The 23,441-nt window shown below is 70.6% G+C and carries 29 protein-coding genes; 16 read left to right on the top strand and 13 right to left on the bottom strand.

The genetic code is table 11. The features are described 5' to 3' along the window. Positions 1 to 87: 87 nt before the first annotated feature. From AB0A63_RS31195 to AB0A63_RS31185, 3 genes are all read right to left on the bottom strand, one after another. Positions 88 to 1,215, bottom strand: coding sequence for a Rieske 2Fe-2S domain-containing protein (locus tag AB0A63_RS31195; RefSeq protein ID WP_360397442.1), 1,128 nt, complete (start codon positions 1,213 to 1,215; stop codon positions 88 to 90). Continuing rightward, entirely contained in the window at positions 1,212 to 2,024 is an 813-nt protein-coding gene (locus AB0A63_RS31190; RefSeq protein ID WP_360397440.1) for a c-type cytochrome, read from the bottom strand. The genes AB0A63_RS31195 and AB0A63_RS31190 overlap by 4 nt, the downstream gene beginning before the upstream one ends. 61 nt (positions 2,025 to 2,085) lie before the next feature. After that, positions 2,086 to 2,694, bottom strand: coding sequence for a heme-copper oxidase subunit III (locus AB0A63_RS31185; protein WP_285647246.1), 609 nt, complete (start codon positions 2,692 to 2,694; stop codon positions 2,086 to 2,088). A 95-nt stretch (positions 2,695 to 2,789) separates the two neighbouring features. Here AB0A63_RS31185 and AB0A63_RS31180 point away from each other — a divergent pair, with 95 nt between their 5' ends. The 4 genes from AB0A63_RS31180 to AB0A63_RS31165 all read left to right on the top strand — a co-directional run bounded on the left by AB0A63_RS31180 (position 2,790) and on the right by AB0A63_RS31165 (position 5,519). Beyond that, positions 2,790 to 3,179 carry a hypothetical protein gene (locus AB0A63_RS31180; protein WP_360397438.1) on the top strand — a complete coding sequence of 130 codons (390 nt, stop codon included), beginning with the start codon at positions 2,790 to 2,792 and terminating at the stop codon, positions 3,177 to 3,179. A gap of 64 nt (positions 3,180 to 3,243) precedes the next feature. Continuing rightward, the gene (locus tag AB0A63_RS31175) at positions 3,244 to 3,654 is read left to right on the top strand and encodes a hypothetical protein (protein WP_360397437.1); all 411 of its coding nucleotides are present in this window, start codon (positions 3,244 to 3,246) and stop codon (positions 3,652 to 3,654) included. Positions 3,655 to 3,661: 7 nt separating this feature from the next. Beyond that, positions 3,662 to 4,702, top strand: coding sequence for an anthranilate phosphoribosyltransferase (trpD, locus tag AB0A63_RS31170; RefSeq protein WP_360397435.1), 1,041 nt, complete (start codon positions 3,662 to 3,664; stop codon positions 4,700 to 4,702). A gap of 145 nt (positions 4,703 to 4,847) precedes the next feature. Next, positions 4,848 to 5,519, top strand: coding sequence for a lysophospholipid acyltransferase family protein (locus AB0A63_RS31165; RefSeq protein WP_360397433.1), 672 nt, complete (start codon positions 4,848 to 4,850; stop codon positions 5,517 to 5,519). A 175-nt stretch (positions 5,520 to 5,694) separates the two neighbouring features. Here the strand turns inward: AB0A63_RS31165 and AB0A63_RS31160 are convergent, their stop codons facing one another. Further along, complete coding sequence (locus AB0A63_RS31160) at positions 5,695 to 6,111, bottom strand: cytochrome c oxidase subunit 4 (RefSeq protein WP_360397431.1); 417 nt, start codon at positions 6,109 to 6,111, stop codon at positions 5,695 to 5,697. 12 nt (positions 6,112 to 6,123) lie between these two features. Beyond that, the gene (coxB, locus tag AB0A63_RS31155; protein ID WP_360397429.1) at positions 6,124 to 7,056 is read right to left on the bottom strand and encodes a cytochrome c oxidase subunit II; all 933 of its coding nucleotides are present in this window, start codon (positions 7,054 to 7,056) and stop codon (positions 6,124 to 6,126) included. 169 nt (positions 7,057 to 7,225) lie between these two features. Between coxB and asnB the strand changes: the two genes are divergently transcribed. Beyond that, complete coding sequence (asnB, locus tag AB0A63_RS31150) at positions 7,226 to 9,154, top strand: asparagine synthase (glutamine-hydrolyzing) (RefSeq protein WP_360397427.1); 1,929 nt, start codon at positions 7,226 to 7,228, stop codon at positions 9,152 to 9,154. Between the two features lie 51 nt (positions 9,155 to 9,205). Here asnB and AB0A63_RS31145 read toward each other — a convergent pair whose 3' ends face one another. Together AB0A63_RS31145 and AB0A63_RS31140 are read right to left on the bottom strand one after the other, a co-directional pair. After that, on the bottom strand, positions 9,206 to 9,970 hold the full coding sequence (locus AB0A63_RS31145) for a methyltransferase (RefSeq protein ID WP_360397425.1): 765 nt from the start codon (positions 9,968 to 9,970) through the stop codon (positions 9,206 to 9,208). 7 nt (positions 9,971 to 9,977) lie between these two features. Next, positions 9,978 to 10,910: a carbohydrate kinase family protein gene (locus tag AB0A63_RS31140; protein ID WP_360397460.1), complete on the bottom strand. Its 933-nt coding sequence runs from the start codon at positions 10,908 to 10,910 to the stop codon at positions 9,978 to 9,980. Between the two features lie 158 nt (positions 10,911 to 11,068). On the opposite strand from AB0A63_RS31140, the gene AB0A63_RS31135 reads away from it, so the two are divergent. Then, positions 11,069 to 11,242, top strand: coding sequence for a hypothetical protein (locus AB0A63_RS31135; protein WP_360397423.1), 174 nt, complete (start codon positions 11,069 to 11,071; stop codon positions 11,240 to 11,242). A gap of 84 nt (positions 11,243 to 11,326) precedes the next feature. On the opposite strand, the gene AB0A63_RS31130 is transcribed toward AB0A63_RS31135, so the two are convergent. Beyond that, a complete protein-coding gene (locus AB0A63_RS31130; protein ID WP_053737629.1) occupies positions 11,327 to 11,695 on the bottom strand; it encodes an iron-sulfur cluster assembly accessory protein in 369 nt (122 codons plus the stop codon). Between the two features lie 165 nt (positions 11,696 to 11,860). Beyond that, positions 11,861 to 12,895 (bottom strand): glycerate kinase, encoded by a 1,035-nt coding sequence (locus tag AB0A63_RS31125; RefSeq protein ID WP_360397421.1) that lies wholly within the window; start codon positions 12,893 to 12,895, stop codon positions 11,861 to 11,863. Between the two features lie 42 nt (positions 12,896 to 12,937). Here AB0A63_RS31125 and AB0A63_RS31120 point away from each other — a divergent pair, with 42 nt between their 5' ends. From AB0A63_RS31120 to AB0A63_RS31110, 3 genes are read left to right on the top strand one after another with little or no spacing between them, the layout of a single operon-like run. After that, entirely contained in the window at positions 12,938 to 13,579 is a 642-nt protein-coding gene (locus AB0A63_RS31120; protein ID WP_360397419.1) for a DUF3043 domain-containing protein, read from the top strand. Then, positions 13,580 to 14,200, top strand: a complete 621-nt coding sequence (locus tag AB0A63_RS31115) for a class I SAM-dependent methyltransferase (protein ID WP_360397417.1) — start codon at positions 13,580 to 13,582, stop codon at positions 14,198 to 14,200. A 33-nt stretch (positions 14,201 to 14,233) separates the two neighbouring features. After that, a complete protein-coding gene (locus AB0A63_RS31110; RefSeq protein WP_360397415.1) occupies positions 14,234 to 15,220 on the top strand; it encodes an aldo/keto reductase family protein in 987 nt (328 codons plus the stop codon). A 3-nt stretch (positions 15,221 to 15,223) separates the two neighbouring features. On the opposite strand, the gene AB0A63_RS31105 is transcribed toward AB0A63_RS31110, so the two are convergent. After that, positions 15,224 to 15,424 (bottom strand): hypothetical protein, encoded by a 201-nt coding sequence (locus tag AB0A63_RS31105; protein ID WP_360397413.1) that lies wholly within the window; start codon positions 15,422 to 15,424, stop codon positions 15,224 to 15,226. Positions 15,425 to 15,440: 16 nt separating this feature from the next. Here AB0A63_RS31105 and cobU point away from each other — a divergent pair, with 16 nt between their 5' ends. The 3 genes from cobU to cobS are packed head-to-tail and all read left to right on the top strand — an operon-like array spanning position 15,441 to position 17,832. Further along, a complete protein-coding gene (gene cobU / locus AB0A63_RS31100; RefSeq protein ID WP_360397411.1) occupies positions 15,441 to 15,980 on the top strand; it encodes a bifunctional adenosylcobinamide kinase/adenosylcobinamide-phosphate guanylyltransferase in 540 nt (179 codons plus the stop codon). After that, positions 15,977 to 17,131 (top strand): nicotinate-nucleotide--dimethylbenzimidazole phosphoribosyltransferase, encoded by a 1,155-nt coding sequence (cobT, locus tag AB0A63_RS31095; RefSeq protein WP_360397409.1) that lies wholly within the window; start codon positions 15,977 to 15,979, stop codon positions 17,129 to 17,131. Before cobU ends, cobT begins: the two co-directional genes overlap by 4 nt. After that, a complete protein-coding gene (cobS, locus tag AB0A63_RS31090; RefSeq protein WP_360397407.1) occupies positions 17,128 to 17,832 on the top strand; it encodes an adenosylcobinamide-GDP ribazoletransferase in 705 nt (234 codons plus the stop codon). The genes cobT and cobS overlap by 4 nt, the downstream gene beginning before the upstream one ends. A gap of 22 nt (positions 17,833 to 17,854) precedes the next feature. Here the strand turns inward: cobS and AB0A63_RS31085 are convergent, their stop codons facing one another. Further along, the gene (locus AB0A63_RS31085; protein ID WP_360397405.1) at positions 17,855 to 18,943 is read right to left on the bottom strand and encodes a branched-chain amino acid aminotransferase; all 1,089 of its coding nucleotides are present in this window, start codon (positions 18,941 to 18,943) and stop codon (positions 17,855 to 17,857) included. Between the two features lie 92 nt (positions 18,944 to 19,035). Between AB0A63_RS31085 and AB0A63_RS31080 the strand changes: the two genes are divergently transcribed. After that, positions 19,036 to 19,305 carry a hypothetical protein gene (locus AB0A63_RS31080; protein WP_360397403.1) on the top strand — a complete coding sequence of 90 codons (270 nt, stop codon included), beginning with the start codon at positions 19,036 to 19,038 and terminating at the stop codon, positions 19,303 to 19,305. Here AB0A63_RS31080 and AB0A63_RS31075 read toward each other — a convergent pair. After that, complete coding sequence (locus AB0A63_RS31075) at positions 19,229 to 20,479, bottom strand: amino acid permease (protein ID WP_360397401.1); 1,251 nt, start codon at positions 20,477 to 20,479, stop codon at positions 19,229 to 19,231. The two genes, AB0A63_RS31080 and AB0A63_RS31075, sit on opposite strands and share 77 nt — an antisense overlap. Before the next feature lie 217 nt (positions 20,480 to 20,696). On the opposite strand from AB0A63_RS31075, the gene AB0A63_RS31070 reads away from it, so the two are divergent. From AB0A63_RS31070 to AB0A63_RS31060, 3 genes are all read left to right on the top strand, one after another. Further along, on the top strand, positions 20,697 to 22,169 hold the full coding sequence (locus AB0A63_RS31070) for a leucyl aminopeptidase (protein ID WP_360397399.1): 1,473 nt from the start codon (positions 20,697 to 20,699) through the stop codon (positions 22,167 to 22,169). 108 nt (positions 22,170 to 22,277) lie between these two features. Beyond that, positions 22,278 to 22,739, top strand: coding sequence for an OsmC family protein (locus AB0A63_RS31065; RefSeq protein WP_360397397.1), 462 nt, complete (start codon positions 22,278 to 22,280; stop codon positions 22,737 to 22,739). 63 nt (positions 22,740 to 22,802) lie between these two features. After that, positions 22,803 to 22,964, top strand: a complete 162-nt coding sequence (locus tag AB0A63_RS31060; RefSeq protein ID WP_360397395.1) for a hypothetical protein — start codon at positions 22,803 to 22,805, stop codon at positions 22,962 to 22,964. On the opposite strand, the gene AB0A63_RS31055 is transcribed toward AB0A63_RS31060, so the two are convergent. After that, positions 22,961 to 23,287, bottom strand: coding sequence for an oxidoreductase (locus tag AB0A63_RS31055; RefSeq protein WP_360397393.1), 327 nt, complete (start codon positions 23,285 to 23,287; stop codon positions 22,961 to 22,963). The genes AB0A63_RS31060 and AB0A63_RS31055 overlap by 4 nt on opposite strands. Positions 23,288 to 23,441 lie beyond the last annotated feature (154 nt).

Genomic DNA, 23,441 nt, shown 5'->3' with positions numbered 1-23,441 from the left:
CGTGGAACCGCTCATCGGCAGCGTTGGCCGCCGCCCCTGCGACGCGCGCGGCCGCGTTGGCCGGCTTCGTCGGCGTGGTGATGGCACTCATGACTTACGCTCCCAGAACGCCGGACCCACAGCCTCGATGAAGTCACTGCGGGCAACCAAGTATCCCTCTTCGTCCACAGTGATCGGAAGCTGTGGGAGAGGACGGGTCGCCGGCCCGAACCGCGGCTTGGCGTACTCGAACACGTCGAACTGCGACTGGTGGCACGGGCAGAGCAGCAGACCGGTCTGCTGCTCGAACAGCGAGGTCGGGCAACCCAGGTGCGTGCAGATCTTCGAGTACGCGTACAGGTCGCCGTAGTTGAAGTCCTCCTGGCCCGCGCGCTTCGTGATCGCCTGGTTCGGCCGCATGCGGATGAGCATGACCGGAGCGTCGGCCCGCTTGAGGGCGGCGACCAGTGCGTGCTCGTCGTTCCGCTCGGACTCGCGGAACGGGAAGACCGTCTCGAAGCCGCCCGGCTCGACGTCCTCGGGACGTACCAGGGAGACCTCGTGGAAGTTGCCGGTGTGGCGGCGGAGGTAGACCTTCTCGCCCTTCTCCGCCTTCCAGCCGGTGTGCCAGAGCGAGTTCTTGGTCTCGCTGTCGGAGTGCGGGTTCTTGACCAGCGCGCCCAGCGGGACGACGGCCACGCCCAGGCCCAGCACGCCCGCGCCGAGACCGGCGGTGCGCTTGATCAGGCTGCGGCGGCCGATGCCGCTGCGCTGGCCCGCGTCGGACAGCTCGGCCACCAGGGTGGCGCGGTCGACCGCGGTCGACGGGCCGTCGTGGCGCTGCTGCACCGCGAGCTCGTCGGGGAGGAACTTCTTGGTGTAGAGCAGCGCGCCGACGCCCAGGCCCAGCACGGACAGGCCGAGGAACAGGCCGATCAGCGGGTTGTACAGGTTGTGCAGGAGGTGGCCCTCGGCGTTGGACGGGGACTCGTACTCCCACGGCCAGAAGAGGAACACGCCGAGGAAGGCGAGGCCGGACAGCGCCGAGATCAGGAACCAGATGGCCACCTGGCGCTGGGCGCGGCGCTCGGCGCGCGTGCCCTTGACCGGCCACTTCTCCTCGTAGTGGACGAGCTCGACGCCGTCCATCCTGGTGCCGAGCTTGACGAGGTCGTCCCGGCTCATCTCCGCGAGCTCTGCCTCGCTGGGCAGCTCGGTCGGCTTGTCGCCGCTCATGCCTTGGCTCCGATCCAGAGGGTCACGCCGATGAGCGCGGCGATGCCCACGATGAACGCGATCAAGCCCTCGGAGACGGGTCCGAACCCACCCAGGGCGTTACCGCCGGAGTTGTTGTTCCCGTCGGTGACCGACTTGACGTACGCGATGATGTCTTTCTTCTCTTCCGGCGTGAGCTGGCGCTCGCCGAACTTCGGCATGTTCTGCGGGCCGCTCAGCATCGCCGTGTAGATCTGGTCCTCGGTGACGCCGTCGAGCGCCGGCGCGAACTTGCCGGACGACAGCGCGCCACCACGCCCCGTGAAGTTGTGGCAGCTGGCGCAGTTGAGGCGGAAGAGCTCGCCACCGCGCGCCGGGTTGTCGCCGCGCAGGGCCTCGCCGGACTCGGAGGGCTTCTTCGGGCCCGCGCCGCCGTTGGCGTCGATGTAGGCCATCAGCGCGTTGATCTCCTCGGGGGAGAGCTTCGCGGGCTTGCGGATGGCCTGCGCCTCCTGCCGCGCCATGGGCATGCGGCCGGAGGAAGTCTGGAAGTAGACCGCGGCGTCACCGACGCCGACGAGGCTCGGCCCGCGGCTCTCGACACCCTCCAGGGACCTGCCGTGGCAGCTCTGGCAGGTGTTCAGGTAGATCTGCTCGCCCTGGCGGACCAGGGCGTCCTGCTGCTGTGCCTGCGCGGTCTGCGCGGTGGGCGCGAACGCGGTGAACAGCAGGCCGGCGCTCAGCAGGCCGAACCCCAGTGCGAGCAGGCCGGCGACCCGGCGGCGCAGCTTCGTGCGGGCGCCGCGGGGGCGTTTCGTAGTGGTGGTCATGGTGTGCGGCAACCCTTGCTGTCAGTTCGGGAGCTCGTGGCTTGGCTGTGTGCCGACTGGGTCAGGGCACGATGTAGATGATGGCGAACAGGCCGATCCACACGACGTCGACGAAGTGCCAGTAGTACGACACGACGATGGCGGAGGTGGCCTGAGCCGGCGTGAACTTGCTGAGCTTCGTCCGGATCAACAGGTAGACGAACGCGATCAGACCGCCGATGACGTGCAGGCCGTGGAAGCCGGTCGTCAGGTAGAAGACGGTGCCGTAGGCCGACGACGGGATCGTCGTGCCGTGCTCGACCAGCTCGACGTACTCACCCGCCTGGCCGCCCACGAAGATCGCGCCCATGATCAGCGTCACGATGTACCAGCGACGCAGACCGAAGACGTCACCGCGCTCCGCTGCGAACACGCCCCACTGACAGGTGAAGGACGACGCGACCAGGATGATCGTGAAGACCGACGCGTAGGGGACGTTCAGGTGGGTCGGAGGCGGGGGCCAAGGTCCCTCGTTCTGGGCCTTCACCGTGAAGAACATGGCGAAGAGGCCAGCGAAGAACATGAGCTCGCTGGACAGCCAGACGATCGTGCCGACGCTGACCATGTTCGGGCGGTTCAGCGAGTGCACGCGCTGGCCGATTGAAGGCGCTGCCGTGGTCACGAGCAGCATTATTGCCTGCGCTATTTCCGCCCGCCCATCGGGTCCTGGGCGGATCATGGGTCGGCTGGGTCACATGGCGCGTGACCCAGGAGGAGGTCAAAGGGATGGGCTTGCTGGGCCGATTGCGGGAACTGCTGCACCGGCGGGACGAACCGGTGCTGTCCTTGAACGATCCGGACCTCGTCGTGGTCGTCGAGGCGTTCGACGTCGTGGAGGCCGATTCGGCCGCTCTGGCGCGGTCGCCGCGGTGGCGGGCCGACGAGCTCGCGGTGTTGCGGCACCACGTCCGCATCCCGCCTGACCAGGTAGAACGCGCGCGGGAGCTGCTGGAGCCGGACGGCTGGGTGCTCGTCGCCGGTGATATATCGCATATCAGCCGGGTGCAGAAGCTGGACGCGCTGCACTGCGCGCAGGAGCGGTCGCGGATGGCGTCGCTGGCGCAGCGGCTCGGCGGTGACGCCCTGGGGTGGGACGCCCTGCAACCGGCCCGATAGCATCGCCGCGACCTTGGTCACTTTCTTCACGACCCAGTCAGCAGTAGCAGTGGAGGATCGAGAGATGAGCACGCAGACCACGAAGATCCTGGTGTTCAGCCACCGACCCGAGGTGCGTGAGACGATCATCACTGCCGTCGGCCGCCGCCCGGCGCCGGACCTGCCCCGCGTGGACTACGTCGAGGCCGGCGCGATCGCCGACGTGCTGTACGAGGTGGACAACGGCACCGTCGACCTGCTGATCCTCGACGGCGAGGCGCAGCCGACCGGTGGCATGGGCCTGTCCCGCCAGCTCAAGGACGAGATCACGAACTGCCCGCCGATCGTCGTGGCCGTGCGCCGCAAGGACGACCGGTGGCTCGCGACCTGGTCGCAGGCCGACGCGGTGCTGGTGCACCCGCTGGACCCGCTGGCCGCCGCCGAGACCGTGGCAGAGGTGCTGCGGGGCTCGGCTGTTCCCGTCGTCAGGGGCTGAGCCCGCGATGGGCGAGCGCACCTGGCCGTCGCTGCTCAACCGCCTGCTCGACGGTGTCGACCTGACCGCCGACGACACGGCCTGGGGCATGGACCGGGTCATGTCGGGCGAGGCGACGCCGGCGCAGATCTCGGCGTTCGTCGTCGCGTTGCGCGCGAAGGGCGAGACGCCGGAGGAGGTCGACGGCCTGGCGACGATGATGCTCAGCCACGCCCGCCGCTTCGACGTGGGCGTGCGCGCGACCGACATCGTGGGCACCGGCGGCGATCATTCCGGTTCGGTGAACATCTCGACGATGGCCGCGATCGTCACGGCCGCGGCGGGCGTCCCGGTGGTCAAGCACGGCAACCGGGCGGCGTCGTCGCAGTGCGGCACGGCGGACGTGCTGGAGGCGCTGGGCGTCGCGATCGACCTGCCGCCGGAGGGCGTGCGGGCGACCGTGGCGGAGCTGGGCATCGGGTTCTGCTTCGCGCCGGTGTTCCACCCCGGCTTCCGGCACGCGGGCCCGGTGCGGCGGGAGATCGGCATCCCGACGTCGTTCAACCTGCTCGGGCCGCTCACGAACCCGGCGCAGCCGCAGGTCGGCCTGATCGGCTGCGCGCGGGCGGTCGCGGCTCCGCTGATCGCGGGGGTGTTCGCACGCCGCCGCAACACGGCGCTGGTCGTGCGCGGTGACGACGGCCTCGACGAGATCACGACCACCACGACGACGTCGGCGTGGCTCGCGCAGGACGGCGAGGTGCGCGAGGAGCGGATCGACCCGGCGGTGCTGGGTGTGCAGCCCGCGCGCGAGGAGGACCTGAAGGGCGGCGACGCGTCGGTCAACGCCCAGGTGGTCCGCGACCTGGTGGCCGGCAAGACGGGTTCCGTGCGCGACGCGGTGCTCGTGAACGCGGCGGGCGCCATCGCGGCACACGGCGGGTTCTCCGGCGACCTGCACGCCGACCTGGCGGCCTCGCTGGGCCGTGCCGCCGAGGCGGTCGACTCGGGTGCGGCGAGCACGCTGCTGGGCCGTTGGGTGGAGCTCTCGACGTCCCTGAAGGGCTGAGACCACCCGGTTCGGTCACGCGGCGCGTTCGGCGCGTGACCGGACCGGTGCGGCTGCCGCAGCGGCGTAGTCCGTGCGAGTGACGGCCCGGAGATGCGCGCCACGTGGTAACCCGGCGGCAACCGCCACCTGGAATGCTGGAGCCATGGTCCTCTACCCGGTGATGAAGCACGTCGTCGCGCGCGCAGCCCGCATGGTCTACCGCCCGGTGGTCGACGGTCTGGAGAACGTCCCGACCGACGGCCCCGTCATCCTGGCGGCGAACCACCTCAGCTTCATCGACAGCGTCGTGATCCCCATGGTGGTGCCGCGGCGCGTGTCGTTCCTGGCGAAGGCCGAGTACTTCACCGGCACCGGGGCCAAGGGCGCGATGTCCCGCTGGTTCTTCTCGTCGCTGGGCCACGTGCCGGTGCACCGCGGCAAGGGCCGTGACGCCCGTGCCGCGCTCGACACGGCGGCGGAGATCCTGGCGCGCGGGGACGCGTTCGCCATCTACCCCGAGGGCACCCGCTCGCTCGACGGCATGCTGCACCGCGGTCGCACCGGTGTCGCGCGCATGGCGCTGGAGTCGGGTGCGCCGGTCGTGCCGGTCGGCATCATCGGCACGGACAAGGTCCAGCCGGTCGGCAGCCGGTTCCCGAAGGTCGTCCCGGTGACCGTGCGGTTCGGCGAGCCGCTCGACTTCAGCCGCTACGACGGCATGCAGGAGTCGCTGCCGGTGCTGCGCAGCGTCACCGACGAGATCATCTACCGCATCCTCGACCTGAGCGGCCAGGAGTACGTCGACGCGTACCAGAAGACCCCGGTCGCCGCTTAGACCGCTCACGGCCCGCTGAGGCCGTCGCAGGGACCATGTCGAAGGCCCTCCCCCGCTGGCGCGAGCACAGCGACGGGAGGGCCTTCGTGCGAGATGCGGGACGCCGTGCACGACCGAGGCCCCCTCCGCGAACCAGAGGGGGCCTCGGTAGAGCAAATATCCGATATATCGGATATCAGTCGTGGTTGGGTCCGGTGTGGTACTCGAACACCAGGCCGCCGACGGTGATCAGCACGAGGATGATCGCGATCACGAGCAGCCACACGTGCCAGAACGCCACCGCGACACCCGCGGTCGCCGCCGCGGCGGCGAGGCCGATCGGCCAGTACGAACCGGGGCTGAAGAAGCCCAGCTCACCGGCACCGTCGGAGACCTCGGCCTCGGGGTTGTCCTCGGGACGGACCTCGATGCGGCGAGCGACGAACCGGAAGTAGGTGCCGACGATGAGCGCCAGACCACCGGTGAGCGCGAGCGCCACCGTGCCGGCGGGCTCGACCGCGCCGGTCGCCTGGTGCGTCCAGTAGCCGTAGACGACGGCCATCAGGAACGAGAAGGCCATCACCAGGTCGAATACGCGAGCTTCGATCTTCATCGCGGGGCGTCCCTACTTCTGACCCGCGCCGGACGCCTCACGGGCGGTCCGGTCGGTGTTGAACGGGGTGGTCGTGGTGGCCAGCGGCGAGCACCAGTCCTTGCAGCCCACCTTGGCGAGCGCCTCGGCCGTAGTGTACGGCTTGCCCGTCTTCTCGTTCGTCTCCTTGCGGAACCCGATGTACTTGTCGAAGTCCGCCTGCTCCAGGGCGCGGACCTCGAAGTTCATCACCGCGTGGTAGGAGCCGCACAGCTCGGCGCACCGGCCGACGAACGCACCGGGACGCTTGATCTCGTCGATCTGGAAGACGTTGTCCTGGTTGTTCTTCTTCGGGTCCGGGAAGACGTCCCGCTTGAAGTGGAACTCCGGCACGAAGAACGAGTGGATGACGTCCGTCGACTCCAGGGTGAACTGGACGCGCTTGCCGGCCGGGAGCACCAGGATCGGGACCTCACCCGAGGTGCCGACCGTGCTGACGACGTTGCCCGCCTCGGTCTTGTGGTCCGGGTACTGGAACTCCCAGTTCCACTGGAACGCGATGACGTCGACGTTCACGTCCGGCTTGCCCGACTTGTCCGTCACGTAGTTCTGCGTGACGGCCGTGAAGTAGAACAGCACCGCCACGATCACCGTCGGCACGACGATGAGCACGATCTCCAGCGGGAGGTTGTACGCCGTCTGACGCGGCAGCTCCTCCGACTTCTTGCGGTGGAACGCCACCGACCACAGGATCAGACCCCACACGATGACGCCGACGACGAGCGCGGCGATCACGGACCAGGTCCAGAGCTCGCGCATCTTCTCGGCCTGCGGCGTGACGGCCACCGGCCAGCCGAAGCGCAGCACCTCGTCCGTGGAGCAACCGGTGGCCCCGATACCGACCAGGCCCACCAGGCCAGCGGTTTTCGCCAGCCGGGATGCCCTGGTGCCCTCCTTCAGGCCCACTGCTCGCCCGCCTCCTCGTTCCATGCCAACGGATCAAGCGGGAGCGTAGCCCAGCGCGGGAGGGCTCACCCCTCGGGGGCACCGCCGCTGCGGTGCAGTTTCGGTCACACAGAGCCCCTTCGGCATACTGGGGACTTCCCCCTTCGTATTTCTGAGAGGTGCGAGAGCCTTGTGCGGCCTGGCAGGACTTGTATGCCCTAGCGAGAACGAGGCCGAGAGCGCCCGCCCGGCGGTGGAGTCCGCACTGCGCTGCATGCGGCACCGCGGCCCGGACGAGAGCGGCACGCGGCGGGTGGACGAGGTCGTCTTCGGGTTCAACCGCCTGGCGATCATCGACATCGAGCACTCCCACCAGCCGCTGACCTGGGGACCGCCGGAGTCGCCGAACCGGTACACGATCAACTTCAACGGCGAGGTCTACAACTACCTGGAGCTGCGCGCCGAGCTCACCGAGAAGCACGGCGCGGTCTTCCACACCGACGGCGACACCGAGACGATCGTCGCCGCCTACCACTACTTCGGCCCCGCGGCGATCTCGAAGCTGCGCGGCATGTTCGCCTTCATCATCTGGGACGCCGAGCGCAGGGTGCTGTTCGGCGGCCGCGACCCGTTCGGCATCAAGCCGCTGTACTGGGCGCAGGGGGCGCTGGGCGTCGCGTTCTCCAGCGAGAAGAAGATCCTGCTGGAGATCTCCCGCACGCTGGCCATCAACCCGCAGCTCAACGTGAAGGGCCTGCAGCAGTACCTGACGCTGCAGTACGTGCCGGAGCCCGACTCGCTGCACGACTCGATCCACCGGGTCGAGTCCGGTCACTCGTTCACGCTGGTCCCCGGTGAGGCGCCGCGGTTCGAGCGGTACTTCCCGGCCGAGTTCCGGGTGCGCACCGTCCGCAGCGAGGCGGAGGCCGACGCGCTGTACGACGAGATCACCGCCGCGCTGCGCGACTCGGTCGCCAAGCACATGCGCGCGGACGTGACGGTCGGCTCGTTCCTGTCCGGCGGCATCGACTCCACCGTGGTCGCGGCGCTGGCCAAGGAGCACAACCCGGACCTGATCACGTTCACCACGGGGTTCGAGCGCCAGGGCTTCTCCGAGGTCGACGTGGCGGCGGAGTCGGCGGCGCTGATCGGCGTGAAGCACGTCGTGCGCACGGTCAGCCCGCAGGAGATGATGGACTCCCTGCCGCTGATCACCTGGTACCTCGACGACCCGGTGGCGGACCCGGCGCTGGTGCCGCTGTGGTTCATCGCGCGGGAGGCGCGCCGGCACGTCAAGGTCGTGCTGTCCGGTGAGGGCGCGGACGAGCTGTTCGGCGGGTACACGATCTACCGCGAGCCGTTGTCGCTGTCGGCGTTCGAGAAGGTGCCGGGGGCGCTGCGCAAGGCGATGGGCAAGGTGTCGACGAAGATCCCGCAGGGCGTGCGCGGCAAGGACCTGCTGCGCCGGGGCGCGCTGACGCTGGAGGAGCGCTACTACGGCAACGCGCGCATCTTCCTCGACCCGCAGCTGCGGGAGGTCCTGCGCACGTACGACCCGAACACCTCGCACAGGGACGTGACGGCCCAGCCGTACCGCGAGTCGCGGCACTGGGACCCGGTCACGCGCATGCAGCACGTCGACCTGTTCACCTGGCTGCGCGGCGACATCCTGGTCAAGGCCGACAAGATGACCATGGCGAACTCGCTGGAGCTGCGCGTCCCGTTCCTGGACCCGGAGGTCTTCAAGATCGCCTCGCAGATCCCGAGCGAGCTGAAGATCACGAAGGACACCACGAAGTTCGCGTTGCGCAAGGCGATCCGCGACATCGTGCCCGCGCACGTGCTGAACCGCCGCAAGCTCGGCTTCCCGGTGCCGATCCGGCACTGGCTCAAGGACGAGATGCACGACTGGGCGGTCGAGCACGTGCGCGCGTCGCAGACCGACCAGTACATCGACAAGCAGGCGGTGCTGCGGCTGATCGAGGAGCACCGGTCGGGCGTGCTCGACCACAGCCGCCGCATCTGGGCGCTGCTGGTGTTCATGATCTGGCACGGCATCTTCGTCGAGAACCGCATCACGCCGGTGGTGCCGGAGCCGCACTACCCGGTCAAGCTCTAGCCAGGACGCGAAAGGGCCCCTCCGCGGAGGGGCCCTTTCGTTCGGCGGTGGTTACCGGCGGCCCTGTGCGCTGCACATCGCGTAGGAGCTGACGACGGTCTCCGGTGCCGCCATGAGCTCCAGGTAGCGGTCGAGCTCGTCGTCGGACAGCGGGAGCTTCGCGCGGGCCTGGCGTGCGCTGGCGGCGAGCAGCCGGCAGCCCGACGAGCCGCCCTGCCACTCCTGCACCTCGCGGGAGCCGCTGACGTCGTGCATTCCGACGTCCTGCAGCGCGCGTTCGACGCGGGCGCCCCAGGCGAGCTCGGCACCGGCCTGGTCGAGCAGCGTGAGCAGGGCGTTCTTCACCCGCATGATGAGCTTGGCGTCGTCGGGGGCGGCGGCGAGGACCTCCAGCGGGAGGCAGTCGAACTCGTCGAGCACGAGCCAGCCGCCGGGGCGCAGCGCGTCGCGCAGCTTGCGCAGGACGAGGTCGCGGGCCGGGAGGTGGAAGAGCACGCCGCGGGCGTGGACCAGGTCGAACGCGTTGCCCGGCAATATGTTGGACACCACGTCGTGTTCGAGAACGGTGACGTTGTCACGCTCCCGCAGCCGCGAGACGTCGAGGTCGGTGACCGTCACGTGCCCGGACGGGGCGACGACGTCGGCGAGCCAGTTCGCCACCGATCCGCCACCGCCACCGATCTCGAGGCAGCGCCAGCCGTCTGTGATGCCGAGCCGCTCGACGCGGGCGAAGGTACCCGCGTCGAGCAGGGAGCTCAGCGCGTCGAACTGCGGGTCGAGCGACTCACCGGAGTCGCCTAACAGGTACGTCCCCATTGTCCGATCATGGCAGGACCGGGGCGATCTCCTCAGCCGCTTCGCCGCCGAACGCGCCGCGGATGCGGGCGAGGGCGGGCTCGCGCTCGAGCTTCCACTCCTGCGTGCCGACGGTCTCGAGGACCTCGACGGCGATCAGGGAGCCGAGCTGAGCTGCGCGTTCCAGGCCCAGGCCCGCAGAGGTGCCGGCGAGGAACCCGGCGCGGAAGCCGTCGCCGACACCGGTCGGGTCGGTCTTCGCGACCTCGGGGACGGCGGGCACGTGCAGCGAGGAGCCGTCGCGGTCGACGATCTCCACGCCCTTGGCGCCGAGGGTGGTGACCCGGCGGCCGACCCTGGACAGCACGTCGGCCTCGGTCCAGCCGGTCTTCTGGAGCAGCAGCTCCCACTCGTAGTCGTTGCTGAACAGGTACTCGGCGCCCTCGACGAACGTGCGCGCCTGCTCGCCGTCCATGCGGGCCAGCTGCTGCGACGGGTCGACGGCGAAGCGGTAGCCGCGCTGACGGCACTCCTCGGCGTGGCGGAGCATGGCGGCGGGGTCGTCCGGGCTGATCACGACGAGCTCGAGGTCGGCGACCCTGTTCGCGATCGGGGCCAGCTCGATGTTGCGGGCCTCGGCCATCGCGCCGGCGTAGAAGGAGGCGATCTGGCACATGTCGTCGTCCGTGGTGCAGACGAACCGCGCGGTGTGCGCGACCTCGGAGACGTACACGCCGGAGGTGTCGACGCCGTGCCGTTCCAGCCACGAGCGGTAGTCGTCGAAGTCCTTGCCGACGGCGCCCACGAGCACCGGCCGCATCCCCAGCACACCGAGACCGAACGCGATGTTCGCGCCGATGCCGCCGCGGCGGACGACGAGGTCGTCGACCAGGAAGCTCAGCGACACCCGGTCGAGGCGCTCCGCGACCAGCTGGTCCGCGAACCGGCCGGGGAAGTGCATGAGATGGTCGGTCGCGATGCTGCCGCACACGGCTACCGGCACCAGTCGGCCCTCACTTTCTTGTTGCTCGACGCGCGGCTGACCCGGACGAGTGCAGCCGCGAAGACTACTGTTTGGTAGGGCTTTCGCAGGTCACAGCACCGACATACGGTCGAGCGGTGACGATCCCCGAGGCGACCACGATGACCGAGCTGATCGACGACTGCGCGCAGCTCCCCTTCGCTCTGACCCACCCCGAGCACCCCCTGCCCGCACCGCGGGCGGCCGCGGCCTGGCTGATCGACGACCGCAGCACGAGCCAGGTCGAGGGCCTGGCCGAGTACGGCGTCTGACCGCTCGGAGCCCGGACAGCAGGTCCACACAGCGCGAGGCCGCGTTCCCGTCGTGCGGGAACGCGGCCTCGCGCATTGGTCGCCTTAGTGGAACGAGTCGCCGCAGGCGCAGGACCCGCCGGCGTTCGGGTTGTCGATCGTGAAGCCCTGCTTCTCGATCGTGTCCACGAAGTCGATGACGGCGCCTTCGACGTACGGGGCGCTCATGCGGTCAACGGCGACCTTCATGCCGTTGAAGTCCACCATCGCGTCGCCGTCGAGCGTGCGCTCGTCGAAGAACAGCTGGTACTTCAGGCCGGCACAACCACCGGGCTGGACGGCGATGCGCAGGTGCATGTCGTCGCGGCCCTCCTGGTCGAGCAGCGCCTTGGCCTTGACGGCGGCCGCATCGGTCAGCGTCACGCCGTGGGTCGGCGCCTCGGAGGTCGAAGCGGCATCCTGAGCGGTCGTCATGGCTCTCCTAAGAGGTCCTTTGCGGGCGGTTCGCCCTTCAACAACACGGGCGTTCCCCGCTTTGTTCCGCTCTCCATGGTCCCACAACACGGCCCCTTGTCGAACGTCACGTGGGCCACCCTCCAGCCACCAGCGACGACGCCGACCGATATATCAGTCGGCGGGTCAGTGCGACCACTGCCGGGCCACGTGCCGTGCCGTTGCAACGAGACTTTTGCGGGCGTCCGCAATCGATTTTTGCACGGAGCCGACGTGCTCGGAGACGGAGTAGGCGTCCTGGACGCCGGCGGCGGCCATCTCGCGGCGGCCGACGCTGACCTGGCCGGCGATGGCGATGCAGGGGACGGCGCGGTCGGCCGCTCCGGCGGCGACGGCGGTGATGAGCTTGCCGCGCAGGGACTGCCAGTCGAAGCTGCCCTCGCCGGTGACGACGAGGTCGGCGGTGTCGAATGCGGCGTCGAGGGCGGTGAGCTCGCGGACGAGGCCGGCGCCGGACCGCACGGTCGCGCCGAGGGTGAGCAGGGCGGCGCCGAGACCTCCGGCAGCTCCGGCGCCTGATATATCGGATACGGGCCTCAGGACGTCCATGGCGGCGAGCTTGGCTTCGAGGCGTTCCACGGCTTCCGGGGATGCGCCCTTCTGCGGGCCGAACGTGCGGGCGGCGCCGTGCGGGCCGAGCAGCGGGTTCTCCACGTCCGACGCGGCCACCAGCGATATATCGGTCAGCTCGACGGCGGCGTCGGCCAACGCGGCGAGCATGCCCGCGCCGCCGTCGGTCGTGCCGGAGCCGCCGAGGCCGACGACGATGACATCGTTGTCAGCCGCAGCTGCCGCGATGAGCTCGCCGACGCCGCGGGTCGTGGCGGTCTCGCAGGACGCGGCGCGCAGCTCGGCCGGGACGAGGTGCAGGCCGCACGCCTCCGCGGACTCGACGTACGCGGTGCGCTTGCCGTCGTGGGTGTGCCGCAGCCAGCGTGCTTCGACCGGCGTGCCGAGTGGGCTGGTGACGGTGGTGTGTTGGACATCGCCGCCGAGTGCGGCGTGCAGAACGTCGACGAAGCCGGGGCCGCCGTCGGCGAGCGGGCGCCGCACGACGACGTCGTCCGGCTTGGCCTCGTGCCAGCCGGTGGCGATGGCGTCGGCGGCCTCGCGGGCGGTCAGGGTGCCGCCGAAGCAGTCCGGGGCGATGAGTACGCGCACCTCGCGAAAGGTACAGAAGAACCGCTGCCCTACCCTGGTGCCGTGAGGTTCCTGCGCCGCAACTCCGACGACACCGCCACCGCCACCGAAGCACCCGCGACGGAGGCCGAGCTCGCCGAGCCGCTCGACCGGAACCGGACCGCGGGCAAGGGCCGTGCGACGCCGAAGCGCCGGGAAGCGCAGGCCCGGCGCAGCGGTCCCGTCCCGCCGCCGCCCCGCACGCAGCGCGAGGCGTTCAAGCGCATGCGCGGCAACAAGGTGAGCAAGGAAGAGCGCCGTGCCGCGGCCGCCGACCGCCGTGCGCGGATGATGGCGGGCGACGAGAAGTACCTGCCGGTGCGCGACCGCGGGCCGGTCAAGGCCTACATCCGCGACCTGGTCGACTCGCGCCGCAACCTCATGGGCCTGTTCATGCCGCTCGCGATCCTGGTGTTCGTGGCGCTGCTGACGCCGTCGCTGGCGGTGCAGCGGTACGCGACGCTGGCGACGACGTTCATGCTGATCGCGATGATCATCGAGGGCTTCGTCCTCGGCCGGATCGTCACGAAGCGGGTGCGGGCGAAGTTCCCGACCGAGCCGATCAAGGGCATCTCGATCGGCTGGTACGCGTTCATCCGCGCGAGCCAGCTGCGCAAGCTGCGCATCCCCAAGCCGCGCGTGGGCCCCGGCGACGCCGTCAAGTAGGTGGCCCGGCTGTCACTGCCGGAGCGGCTGCGGTGGGACCACAACGCGTGGTACCGCCGCTGGCTGCTCCGGCAGTTGCCGTCCGGGGCCGGGTCGGCGCTGGACGTGGGCTGCGGGCTCGGTGACCTCGCCCGGTCGGTCGACGCGCGGAGCGTCACGGCGATCGACGCGAACGAGCGCATGGTCGAGCGCGCCAGTGCGACGAGCACGCGCGTGCGGTGGGTCCACGGCGACGTCCTCACGCACGACCTGGGGCGGTTCGACGTCGTCACGGCCGAGGCGAGCCTGCACCACCTGCCGTTGCGCGAGGGGCTCGCGCGGCTGGCCGGGCTGACCGCGCCGGGCGGGCGGCTGGTCGTCGTGGGGCTGTACTCGCTCGCCACGAAGGCCGAGCTGGTGGTGGAGGCCGTCGCGCTGCCCGCGAACGCGCTCGTCGGGATCGCGAAGTGGGCCACCGGTCAGCGCACCGGTGCGCACGACTCGGAGATGCCGGTCGTGTGGACCGCTCCGACGTTGGCCGAGATCCGCGCGGCGGCGCGGGAGAGCACGCCCGGTGCGCGCGTGCGCAGGCGGTTGTTCTGGCGGTACACGCTGGTCTGGGACGCTCCCGAAGTTCATTAGCAAGCCGAAGGAACTCGGACTAAGCTCCGATGTATGAAGTTCCGTCGTCTTGGCCGCAGCGGCCTGAGCGTCAGCGAGATCACCTACGGCAACTGGCTCACGCACGGTTCGCAGATCGAGGAGGACCAAGCGCACGCCTGCGTGAAGGCCGCGCTGGAGTCCGGCATCACGACCTTCGACACCGCCGACGTCTACGCGAACACCGCGGCGGAGTCGGTGCTCGGCCGGGCGCTCAAGGGCGAACGGCGCGAGTCCCTGGAGCTGCTCACGAAGGTCTACTGGCCGACCGGCCCCGGCGGTCCCAACGACCGCGGCCTGGGCCGCAAGCACGTCATGGAGTCGGCCAACGCCTCCCTGAAGCGCCTGCAGACCGACTACGTCGACCTCTACCAGGCCCACCGGTACGACCACTCGGTGCCGCTGGAGGAGACGATGCTGGCGTTCGCCGACCTCGTCCGCCAGGGCAAGGTCCTCTACGTCGGTGTCTCCGAGTGGACCGCCGAGCAGATCACCCGCGGTGCCGCGCTGGCCCGTGAGCTCAAGGTGCCGTTCGTGTCGCACCAGCCGCAGTACTCGATGTTGTGGCGCGTCATCGAACCGCAGGTCGTGCCGGTGTGCGAGCGCGAGGGCATCAGCCAGATCGTGTTCTCCCCGATCGCGCAGGGCGTCCTGACCGGCAAGTACCTGCCGGGTGCCGAGGCGCCGGCGGGCTCGCGGCTGGCCGACGAGCGCGGGTCGCAGATGATCGCCCGCTGGGTGCGCGACGACGTGCTGACCGCGGTGCAGCAGCTCAAGCCGATCGCCGACGAGGTGGGCGTCACGATGGCGCAGCTCGCGGTGGCGTGGGTGCTCAAGAACCCGAACGTCGCGTCCGCGATCATCGGTGCCTCGCGGCCGGAGCAGGTCGTCGAGAACGTCAAGGCGGTCGACGTCGAGCTCGACGACGAGGTGCTGAAGAAGATCGACGGCGTGCTCGAGGGCGTCGTCACGGACGACCCGAGGCTCACCGCCGCCGGCTGATCCTCAGCCCGCGGGGTGCAGGCTCATCGGGCCGTACACCTCGGACTCCGCGCGCAGGAGCGTGACCTGTTCGACCCCGGCGTCGAGCAGGTCGCGCCACCCGGCGCTGAACCACTCCTCCGCCTCCGCCTGGTCGGCGAACACCACGTCCGGGCCGGCCACGTCCCGGCCCTGTGCATCCTGGTAGCGCCAGCGGAACTCCATGGACGAAGGCTAACCCTTGACCACCAGAACGCTCGTGCTCGGCGGCGCCCGTTCGGGCAAGTCCGCGCACGCGGAAGGCCTGCTCACGGACGCGACCGTGACATATGTCGCAACGGCGCGCCGCTACCCCGACGACCCGGACTGGGACGCGCGCATCGCCAAGCACGTCGCCCGCCGCCCGTCCACCTGGCACACCGTGGAGGCGCCCGCGTCCGGTGACCTGTCGGCGTTGCTCACCGCGACGTCGTACGACGACCCGCCGATCCTGGTCGACGACCTGTCGACGTGGCTGGTGGGCGCGCTCGACGACGCCGGCGCGTGGGAGGGCCACGGCATCGGCGCGGTCGAACGCGCCGTCGACGAGCTCGTCGGCTCCATCGCCACCTGCCGGGCGCGGCTCGTGTTGGTGAGCGCGGAGGTCGGCCTCGGCGTCGTTCCGTCGACGCGCTCTGGCAGGCTCTTCCGCGACCACCTCGGTGCGCTCAACGCGCGCGTCGCCGGGGTGTGCGACGAGGTGCTGCTGCTCGTCGCCGGCATCCCGCTGAGACTGCGATGAGGAGTGACCAGGTGAGCACCGAGTTCCCGCCGGTGGAGGCGCCGGACGAGACCGCTCTGCGCGAGGCGCGGGCCAGGCACGCGGTGCTGACCAAGCCGGTCGGCTCGCTCGGCCGCCTGGAGGACCTCGGCATGTGGGTCGCGGCGTGCCAGGGCGTCGTGCCGCCCAAGCCGTTCGTGCGGCCGCGGGTCGTGGTGTTCGCGGGCGACCACGGCATCACCGCGCAGGGCGTGTCGGCGTACCCGAGCGAGGTGACCGGGCAGATGGTCGCCAACTTCCTGACCGGCGGCGCCGCGGTGAACGTGCTCGCGCAGGTCGCGGGAGCCACCGTGCGCGTGGTCGACATGGCCGTCGACTCCGACACCCCCGCCGCGGTCAGCGCGCACAAGGTGCGGCGCTCGTCCGGGTCGATCGACCGCGAGGACGCGCTCACCCGCGAGCAGTGCGAGGCGGCCATCACGGCCGGTCGCGCCGTCGCCGACGAGGAGGTCGACTCGGGCGCCGACGTGCTCGTCGCGGGCGACATGGGCATCGGCAACACGACGCCGGCGGCGGTGCTGATCGCGTCGCTGACCGGGTCGGAGCCGGTCGCGGTCGTCGGCCGCGGCACCGGCATCGACGACCAGGCGTGGATGCGCAAGACGGCGGCGATCCGCGACGCGCTGCGCCGGGCGCGGCTGGTGATCAGCGACCCGGTGGCGTTGCTGGCCACGGCCGGTGGCGCGGACATCGCGGCGATGGCCGGGTTCCTGGCCCAGGCGGCGGTGCGCAAGACCCCGGTGGTGCTCGACGGCGTCGTCGTCGGTGCGGCCGCGGTGGTGGCCGAGGAGCTGGCGCCGGGTGCGCGCGAGTGGTGGGTGGCCGGGCACGAGTCGGCCGAGCCCGCGCACGCGATCGCGCTGGGGCACCTGAACCTGAAGCCGCTGCTGGAGTTCGGCATGCGACTGGGCGAGGGCTCCGGTGCGGTGGCGGCGCTGCCGTTGCTCAGCGCCGCGGTGAAGGTGCTCGCGGAGATGGCGACGTTCGAGAGCGCCGGTGTCACGGCCCGCGAGGACCAGCACGTGCTGGAGAAGCAGCTCGACGGTGTCGACGATGACGACGACGCAGAGCTGAGCCGCCGGGAACCGAGCCGCGAAGAACCGGCTGAGTGAAGCTCGCCCTCTCCTGGCTGACGGTCCTGCCGATCCGCGTCGACGCCGTCGACGGCGTCGCGGCTCGGCGGGCCATCAGCTGGGCACCGGTCGTCGGCCTGCTGCTCGGCGCGTTCGCGGCTGGTGTGCTGGAGCTGCTCGCGATATCCGATATATCAGCGCTGGTGGCTGGGTTCCTGGTCGTCGGCGTCGTAGCTCTGGTGTCGCGCGGCATGCACGTCGACGGGCTCGCCGACGTCGCCGACGGCCTCGGTTGCTACGGGCCGCCCGAGCGGGCGCTGAAGGTCATGAAGGACGGCGGCGCCGGGCCGTTCGGCGTCGTCACGTTGATCGTGGTGCTCGGAGCTCAGGCAGCGGCGCTGCCCCAGGCCCACTGGGGAACGGTGCTGCTGGCGTTCGCGGTGAGCCGGGCCGCGTTCGGGATCTGCTGCCTGCGCGGCGTGCCCGCGGCTCGGCCGGAGGGGCTCGGCGCGCTCGTCGCGGGCACGCAGCACCCGGCGGTCATCGCCGGCACGTGGGTGGTGCTCGCCGTCGCGGCGGTTCCGCTCGGGGTGCGCGCCGTCGTCGCCGTCGTCGTCGCGGCCCTGCTGGTGTGGTTGCTCGTGCGGCACACCGTGCGGCGGTTCGGCGGCATCACCGGTGATGTGCTCGGTGCTGCCGCCGAACTCGCACTGCTCGTCGTGCTGGTCGTCTCCGGGTAGGGGACCTGACCAGGACGGGGACCTAGCCGAGCACCGTCATCCAGCCGTGGGTGTCGGCGACGTGGCCGTGCTGCAGGCCGGTCAGGCGCTCGCGCAGCTTCATGGTCACCGAGCCGGTGCCGCCGTCGGCGATGGAGAACTCGCCACCGGCGTGCTTGACGTGGCCGACGGGGGTGATGACGGCGGCCGTGCCGCACGCGAAGACCTCGGTGAGCTCACCGGAGGCGTTCGCCTTCTCCCACTCGTCGGTCGAGATGCGCCGTTCCTCGACGGTCAGGCCGAGGTCGGACGCCAGCCGCAGCAGCGAGCTCCGGGTGATGCCGGGCAGCAGCGTGCCGGTCAGCTCGGGGGTGACGACCTTGTCGCCGTAGACGAAGAACAGGTTCATGCCGCCCATCTCCTCGACCCAGCGGCGTTCCACCGCGTCGAGCCAGACGACCTGGTCGCACCCCTTCTCCGCGGCCTGCGCCTGCGCCACGAGGGACGCGGCGTAGTTGCCGGCGAACTTGGCCGCGCCGGTGCCACCGGGGGCCGCGCGGACGTACTCGGTCGAGAGCCACACGCTCACCGGGCGGACGCCGCTCGCGAAGTAGGAGCCGGCGGGGGAGGCGATCAGCACGTAGAGGTACTCGGACGAGGGTCGCACGCCGAGTCCCTTCTCCGTCGAGATCATGAAGGGCCGCAGGTAGAGCGACTCCTCGGGCGCCGAGGGCACCCAGTGGCCGTCGACGGCGAGGATCTGCCGCACCGACTCGAGGAACAGCTCGTCGGGGAGCTCGGGCATGGCCATGCGGCGGGCCGACGCGCGGAAGCGCTCGGCGTTCGCCTCAGGGCGGAAGGACGCGATCGAACCGTCGGGCTGCCGGTAGGCCTTGAGCCCTTCGAAGATCGCCTGGCCGTAGTGCAGCACCATTGCCGCGGGGTCCAGTGCGAGGGTGGAGTACGGGCCGACCTCTGCGTCGTGCCAGCCCTGCTCGCGGTTCCAGCGGATCGTCACCATGTGGTCGGTGAAGTGCTGCCCGAAGCCCGGCTTGGCAAGTACCTCCGCTACGCGTTCCGGGGTCGCCGGCTGCGGGTGGGAGGTCCGGGTGAAAGGCAACGCGCTCGTCATGTGAGCACGGTAATACGCAGGTCGGGATACGGAAAATCGTCTTCCCAAAACTCGGACGTCCTACTAAGTCACACCGGTTAGAGTCCCCGACCATGACCGAGCAGGAACGATCTTCGAAGGGTGCTGACGTCCGCACCGTGCTGCAGGCCGCGCTGCTCGTGCTGGGCACCGGGCTGACGCTGCTCGACGGCTACGTGCTCGGCGGGGCCGGCGGTGTCGTGGGCGCCGTGTTCCTGGCCGTCTTCTTCCTCGCCGGGTACTACGGCATCAGCAAGGACAAGCCCTCTACGAACGGCCGGGTGTACGGGCTGGTGGCGTGTGTCGCCGTGACGCTGCTCGTCTTCCTCTCAGCGACGCTGTAGCGCCGATCAGCCCCGTGCCGGCGCCCACTCCCGCGAACGAGATGAGCAGCGCGGGCACCGGCGTGCTCATGGCGAGCAGCACGGAGAGCCCGAGCCCGAGGCAGGCGGTGCGCATGGGCCACGTGCGGTCGTTCTGCAGCAACACGCGCGCCGACGCGTTCGTGAACGCGTAGTAGAAGAGCGTCGCGCACGCCGCCACGCCCAGCGCGATCGACAACGGCATGACGACCACCGCGAGCGCGCACGCGGCCACGACCACGACCGACAGCACCGCGGGCTTGAGGCGGCCCGGCAGGTCGCCGTCCTCCACCAGCCCGGTCAGCGTCCGGTGCGCCGACGCGAGCACGAAGTGCAACGCGGTCACCCCGGCCACCGCGGCGGCGATCTGCACGAGCGGCACCAGCGCCGCCGCGTCCGCCGCGACGAGCGCGTCCCGCAGCGGCGCGGGCGACAGGGCGAGGCGCGCGCTGCCGAGCTGGCGCAGCACACCGGCGCCCACGGCCAGGTACACCGCGAACGGCAGTCCGACCAGGACGGGGATGGCGATCCGCAGCACACCCGGCGGGTGCGGCCGCTCACCGCGGTGCGGGGCGGTGACGCGCTCGAAGCCGGTGAACGCCACGAACATCAGGCCGGCGGCACCGACGAGCTCGTTGGCGCTGCCCGTCTCCCCCGCCGACGGCACCGGCGGGATGGCGAAGCTCGCCACGGCCACGAGCACCAGCACGCCGAGCACGACCACCGCGGCCGCCGTGCTGACGCCGACGTCCCAGCGGAACCCGGCCGCGCCCAGCAGCGCCGTGGCCGCCACGAGGACGAGCGCACCGGCCAGCGGCTGGTCCGGCACCACGTACGCGCCGAACATCACCGCCAACGCCGCCGCCATCGCGCACCGGCCGAGCAGGTGCGCGCTCGCTGTCATCCGTGCGGGCCACACACCGAGCTGAGCACGTACGTATCCGTAACCGCCGCCGACGTCGGGGTAGGCACGGGACTGGTCCGCTGTCGAGAAGGCCGAGCACAGGGCGGCTGCCGCGGAGATGGCCAGCGCCGGGAGCAGCCACCAGCCCGCAAGACCTGCGGCGGGAGCGAATCCGGCGAAGACCCCCGCACCGAGCACCGCGGGCAGACCGAGCGCGATCGCCGCTGCGATCTCGCGAGGCGTGTGGGTCACGGGGTACACATTCGCAGATGGGGCATCAGGCCGTAACCACCCGGTCGAATGACGCACGGATCGGGCGAACACGCCCGGTTCGGACACTCTTAGCAACTGTCAACGTCACGGATTGCCGCCGAACGAGGCGGGGCTCGGCATTGGCGGCGCACTCCGACCTTTAGCATAGGTCACGATTCCGAGCACACATACCACGCACAACCCCATGGAGCAGCACGTGACAGCCCCGAAGCTGGCCCTCACCGAAGGTGACCTGAGCACCACCGCCGCGGACGCAGTCGTCGTGGGCACCCTGCAGGGTGCGGACGGTCTGGAGCTCGCGCCCGGTGCCGAAGCGGTCGACGCCGCGTTCGACGGCGCGCTGCTCGAGGTGCTCGGCACCCTGCGCGCGACGGGCAAGGCCGACGAGCTCGTCAAGGTGCCGACGTTCGGCAAGATCTCCGCCCCGCTCGTCCTGGCCGTCGGCCTGGGCAAGACCGCGGGCGAGGAGCAGGTGCGCCGCGCGTCCGGTGTCGCCGCCCGCGCGCTCGCCGGCAAGAAGCGCGCCGTGAACACCCTGGGCGCGCTGCACGTCGGTGCCGCCGCCGAGGGCACCCTGCTCGGCGCGTACTCGTTCACCGAGTACAAGTCGGACAAGGGCGAGGCCGCGGTCGTGAAGGTCGACCTGCACGCCGCCGGTTCCAAGGAGAACAAGGCCGCGCTGAAGGCCGCCGTCGCGATCGCCGAGTCGGTCGCCATCGCACGCGACTTCATCAACACCCCGCCGAACGACCTCTACCCCGGTTCGTTCGCCGACCGCGCCGCGAAGCTCGCGACCGCCGCCGGTCTCGACGTCGAGGTGCTGGACGAGAAGGCGCTGAAGAAGCAGGGCTTCGGCGGCATCCTGGGCGTCGGCGGCGGCTCGACCCGCCAGCCGCGCCTCGTGCGCATCTCCTACAAGGGTGCCAAGGCCACCAAGAAGGTCGCCCTGGTCGGCAAGGGCATCACGTTCGACACCGGCGGCATCTCGATCAAGCCGGCCGCGGGCATGGACGAGATGACCTCGGACATGTCCGGTGCCGCCGCGATCGTCGCCTCGATGGTGCTCGCCGCGAAGCTCAAGTACCCGCTGGAGATCATCGCCTCGATCCCGATGGCGGAGAACATGCCCTCCGGCGACGCCTACCGCCCCGGTGACGTGCTCACCATGTACGGCGGCAAGACCGTCGAGGTGCTCAACACCGACGCCGAGGGCCGGCTGATCCTGTCCGACGCGATCGTGCGCGCCTGCGAGGACGGCCCCGACTACCTGATCGAGACCGCGACGCTGACCGGCGCGCAGGTCGTGGCGCTGGGCAAGCGCACGTCCGGTGTCATGGGCTCGGAGGAGTTCCGCGACCGCGTCGCCCGCATCGGCACCGCCGTCGGCGAGTCGGCGTGGGCCATGCCGCTGCCGGAGGAGCTGCGCGCCGACCTCGACTCGCGCCTCGCGGACCTCGCGAACGTCACCGGTCACCGGTGGGGCGGCATGCTCGCCGCGGGCCTGTTCCTGCGCGAGTTCGTGGCCGAGGGCGTGCAGTGGGCGCACATCGACATCGCCGGCCCGGCGTTCCACACCGGCGGCCCCTACGGCTACACCTCCAAGGGCGGCACGGGCGTCCCGGTCCGCACGATCGCGGCGGTGCTCGCCGACATCGCGGCCAACGGCTGAGGTGACCGGGTCCCGCGATCGTCCGGCGTGGACGGTCGCGGGACCGCGTGTGGGGACACGCCTCTCGCCGGGTTTGGGCACACCGCCCGAGGAGAGGAGTATTTCCGCATGGGGACGCATCGCTACGAGGTCGAGGTCGTCTGGACGGGCAACACCGGCAGCGGCACCGCCGGCTACAAGGCCTACGAACGCGCGCACGAGGTGCGGGCACCGGGCAAGGAGACGATCCCCGGGTCGTCGGACCCGGCGTTCCGCGGCGACCCGGCGCGCTACAACCCCGAGGAGCTGCTCCTCGCGTCGCTGTCGCAGTGCCACATGCTGTGGTTCCTGCACCTCGCGTCGCTCAACGGGGTGGTCGTGACGGGCTACCGCGACCAGGCCGGCGGCACCATGGCCGAGCACCCGGACGGGTCGGGCCGCTTCACCGAGGTCCTGCTGAAGCCGGTCGTGACCGTGGCCGACCCGGAGATGCGGGAGACCGCGCAGGCGTTGCACGAGAAGGCGCACTCGATGTGCTTCATCGCGGCGAGCGTGAACTTCCCGGTGCGGCATGAGCCGACGGTGCGGTGAAACCGGGCTTCCACCCCCATCGGGGACGTCGCGCGCAGGGCCGTGCCGCACGGGCTCGCCCCGATGTCCGATGAGGACCGGGAACGGCTGCTCGGCGAGTTCTGGGCCGAGGTCACCGACGGGCTCACCGGCCACCCCGCGTTCGCCGAGCACCTGCACCGGCTGGTCGAGGTCGAGGCGGCAGGCCGCTGCACGGCGCGGGCGACGGCGAGCGAGGCGTGCTAGCCGTTGCCCAGCTTCTTCTGGCGCGCGGTGTAGTCGCGCATGCGCTTGGGGTAGCCGACGATGCCCGCGTCGTAGATCGGCATGCCGTGCTTGCGGGCGAACGAGCGGGCGGCGTCGGTGCTCGCGACGCGGCGGCGGGTCCACTCGCCGTCGTGCGCGACCAGGACCACAGTGGTTTCGGTCACCGTGGTCTTCGGCTCGACGTAGGCCTCCACCCCCTGACGGCTCCTCGTCCACTCCTCGAGGTGGCTCGTGTCCTGGTTGGACGCGGTGCGCAGCACTCCAGGACGTGGTTTCCTGCGGAAACGGTCGAACAGCCCCATCGGGCACCTCCTGCGACTCCCTCCACCATGGTGCCAGGAAGGGGTGTCATGAGTAGGTGAATGATCAGAAAGCCAGCCGGGTGGCCCATGCCGGATCACCACGCTCCGGCAACTAGTGACAAGATGGCCGCGTACCTCGCGCGCACCCGCGCGT

The organism is Lentzea sp. NPDC042327, from assembly GCF_040647275.1.
Classification (GTDB): Bacteria; Actinomycetota; Actinomycetes; order Mycobacteriales; family Pseudonocardiaceae; genus Lentzea.
Note: the sequence above shows the minus strand (reverse complement) of the source record. Positions and strands in the feature narration are given on the sequence as shown.